Genomic DNA, 3,731 nt, shown 5'->3' on the forward strand with positions numbered 1-3,731 from the left:
ACCGCCAGCGATGCCGCGCGGTCGAGATCGGCATCGGCCAGGACGATCAGCGGATCGTTGCCGCCCAGCTCCAGCACGATGCGTCGATAGCCGGCCCGCGCGGCAATCGCCTTGCCGATCGCGACGCCGCCCGTGAAGGTAATCAGCGACGCATGCGGATGCGTGACGAGCTCGTCCGCGATCTCGGCCGGGTTGCCGGTCAGCACCTGCAGCATCGGTTCCGGCAGCCCGGCTTCATACAGCAAGTCGGCCAGATAGAACGCCGACAGCGGCACCTTCTCCGACGGTTTCACGATCACGCGATTGTTGGTCGCGATCGCCGGCGCGATCTTGTGCGCGACCTGGTTCATCGGATGATTGAACGGCGTGATCGCGACGATCACACCGTCGAGCGGCTGGCGCTGCGAGAACACGCGCCGCGCCTTGCCGTGGGGCGTCAGGTCGCACGAGAAACTCTGCGCGTCGTCGCGCAGCGCCTCGGCCGCCGCGAACTTCAGCACGTCGGCCACACGGCCGATCTCGTAGCGCGAATCCTGTTTCGACAGCCCCGACTCGAGCGTGATCAGGTCGGACGCTTCCTCGGTGCGCTCGCGCAGCAGCGCGGCCGCACGTTCGAGAATCTGCGAGCGCGCGTAGCGCGTAAGCGTCGGCCGGTAGGCCATCGCGTAATCGAACGCCGCGCGCACGTCGTCGACGCTGGCGAGCGGCGCGGTGCCGACGCGCGTGCCCGTGTACGGGTCCGTGACGTCGAGCGTGCGCTCGCGCATCGCGTGCGTGCCGCACCAGCGCAACGCCTCGGCACGAAACGACGGATGATCCTGCCGCGGATGAGCCATCATGTCGCGATCCGGTTCAACACGAAATCGAACACGTCGAAGTTGCGCGGGCGACGTGCGGGATCGTCCCGCTCGATACGGCGATTGAACAGCAGCGGCACTTCCTGCTCGGATACGCCGCCATGCGAACGCAACGGCACCGTGAGCCCCGACAGGTCGTGTTCGCGCTCGCGGGTACCGAGCGTCATGTCGCGGCGGCCGATCACGACGAGATCGCCGATCCGGTCGGCCGGCAGTTCGAAGCGAGCGGCGGCTTCCGCGTTGTCGAGCACGAGCTCGACGCCGTCGAGTCCGCCGACGCGCCACATCGCCTCGGCCCGGTCGACGCCCGGCGCCAGGTAGATCGTCGCGAACGAACCGAGCGCACCGTGATGCACGACGTACGGATCGGTAATCGGCAGGATCACGCGCGCAGCCTGCGTGCCGTACCAGCCGTCGAAGGCATCCTGCAGATAGATCACGTTCGGCCGGCCCGTCGCCGGATCGTGCTTCGCGTTCATCCCGTGGTCGGCCGTGAGGCCGATCGCCCAGCCAAGCGCGTCGAGCTGCGCAAGGTAACCGTCCATCATCGCGTAGAACGCGTTCGCGCCGGCACTGCCCGGCTCGCACTTGTGCTGCACGTAGTCGGTGGTCGACAGGTACATCAGGTCGACCTGCCGCGTCTGCGCGAGCCGGACGCCGGCCGCGAACACGAATTCGGACAACGCCGCGCTGTACACGTCCGGCGACGGCAGGCCGACCCAGTCGAGCACGTCGACGATGCCGTTTTCCGCGAGATTGGCCTGCGCGGCCTTCTCGGCCGAAAAGCAGATGCCGTTCAATTGCCAGCCGAGCAGTCGGCGCAGCTTGTCCTTCGCGGTGACGACGGCCACCCGCGCGCCGGCGTCGGACGCCGCCGCGAGCAGCGTGCCGGCCCGCAGGTAGGCCGGATCGTTCATCATGACTTCGGCGCCGCGCCCGCCGTCAGCGGCCGGGTCCCAGAAATAGTTGCCGCAGATGCCGTGAACCGACGGCGGCACGCCGCAGACGATCGACAGATTGTTCGGGTTGGTGAAGGTCGGCACGACGCAATCCGCACGCCACGCGGTGCCTTCCGCGATCGTCCGGCCGATGAACGGCGCGACGCCGGCTTCCACCGCGCATTCGAGATAGTCGTACTCGCAGCCGTCGACACAGATGACGACGGTCGGGTCCACCGGCAACCGGTAGCGCCGGCCGTTGACGTCGATCGAGCGTCCCGCGAGATCCGACGAACCCTTGCCGGCGGCCGGTTGCTCGCCGGGGAGCCGCAACGCGAACGCGGCGTTCATGATGCCGCCCGCTTGCCGCGCGGCACGCGTGCGGCGATCAGCAGCAGCGCCGCGAGCGACGCGCCGAGCATCAGCAGCGACAGCGCCGACGCCGGCAGGTAATAGCCGCGCTCCACCTGGCCGATCACGACGATCGGCACGGTCGCGAAGCCGGGCGGATACACCGTCAGCGTTGCGCCGAGCTCGCCGAGCGACAGCGCGAAGCCGAGCGCGAGGCTCGCGCGCAGCGCCGGCACGAGCTGCGGCAGCAGCACGCGGCGCAACACCATCGCGGGCGGCGCACCGAGGCTCGCCGCGGCTTCGCGCAGCACGGTCAGTTCCGGGCGCAGCGCGGCGGCCGCGCAGCGATAGCAGAACGGCAGAATCAGCGCGAGCTGCACCAGCACGACGATCGCCGCCGAGCTCGACAGGTCGAGCGGCTTCTGGTGATACGCGATCAGCACCGCGAGCCCGAGCACGACGCTCGGCACGCCGTTCGGCACCATCACGAGCGCGTCGACGAGCGCGCCCAAGCCGCGCCGGTCGCGCCCTTCGAGCGCGAGCGCCAGCCACAGCCCGAGGATTGTGCCGAGCGCCGATACGCCAAAGCCGATTTCGAGGCTGGTCAGCAGCGCGTCGTATTCCGGCGAGCCGAGCCGCTCGAACCAGCGCAGGCTGTAGCCGGCCGGCAGAATCGTGCCCGACCATTGCGTCGACACGCTCGACAGCGCGACGACGACGACCGGCAGCACGAACAGCCAGAAGCACGCGAATGCGGCCAGCGCGAGCGCGGCCCGCGACGCATGCTTGAGCAGCGCGTCGGTCCAGCCGAGCGGGTGACGCGGCACGGCTTGCCCGATACGGAATTCAGCGGACATCGTTCCCTCCCGTCGCACGCCGGTTCACCCGGCGATAAACCGCATACAGCGCCAGCGATAGCGACAACATCACGACCGCGCCGGCCGACGCGGTCGGCAGGTCGAGATCGACGGTCGCGCTGCTGTAGATCGCGACCGGCAGCGTGACGAGCCGCGCGCTGCCGAGCACGAGCAGGATGCCGAACTCGTTCAGCGTCAGCAGAAAGCACAGCACGGTGCCGGCGGCGATGCCCGGCCATGCGATCGGCAGCACGACGCGGCGCGCGAGCATCCAGCCGGGCGCGCCGAGGCTGCGCGCGGCTTCGATCAGCCGCAGGTCCAGCGTCGCAAACGACGCGAGCGTCGGCCGCACGACGAACGGCGTGTAGAACACGGTCTGCGCGAGAATCACGCCGCCGATGCCGAACAGGAAATCGAGCGGCGGGTTCTCGAGATGGAACAGGTGCTGCAGCGCGATGCTGATCGAGCCCTGCGAGCCGTACAGGAAGATCAGCGTGAACGCGACGAGGAACGACGGAAACGCGACGTACAGCTCCAGGAAGCGCGTGACGAGCGACGCGCCCGGGAACGGCCGGAAGAACAGCAGCGCGGCCAGCAGCACGCCGAGCACCGACGCGGTGCCGGCGCTCGCGAACAGCACGCCGAGCGTCGTCAGCAGCACGTTGCGCGTGTCGGGATTGCCGAAGAAGGTCCGGTACGCGGCGAAACTCAACCCGTGATCGCCCGTC

The 3,731-nt window shown here is 69.1% G+C and carries 4 protein-coding genes; all 4 read right to left on the bottom strand.

What is annotated here, in order from left to right; genetic code table 11:
* Nucleotides 1–839 (bottom strand): aldehyde dehydrogenase family protein (locus JMF90_RS28235; protein ID WP_201325711.1); only part of this gene is annotated, 839 nt, incomplete at its 3' end.
* A complete protein-coding gene (gene phnA / locus JMF90_RS28240) occupies nt 836–2,146 on the bottom strand; it encodes a phosphonoacetate hydrolase (RefSeq protein WP_011546901.1) in 1,311 nt (436 codons plus the stop codon). The genes JMF90_RS28235 and phnA, both read right to left, overlap by 4 nt.
* Nucleotides 2,143–3,003, bottom strand: coding sequence for a 2-aminoethylphosphonate ABC transport system, membrane component PhnV (gene phnV / locus JMF90_RS28245; RefSeq protein WP_011546900.1), 861 nt, complete (start codon nt 3,001–3,003; stop codon nt 2,143–2,145). Before phnV ends, phnA begins: the two co-directional genes overlap by 4 nt.
* Nucleotides 2,993–3,731, bottom strand: a 739-nt coding sequence (locus JMF90_RS28250) for a 2-aminoethylphosphonate ABC transporter permease subunit (RefSeq protein ID WP_201325712.1), incomplete at its 5' end; no start/stop codon positions are given. The genes phnV and JMF90_RS28250, both read right to left, overlap by 11 nt.

This window comes from Burkholderia sp. E168m23 (assembly GCF_016586125.1).
Taxonomy (GTDB): Bacteria; Pseudomonadota; Gammaproteobacteria; order Burkholderiales; family Burkholderiaceae; genus Burkholderia; species Burkholderia orbicola.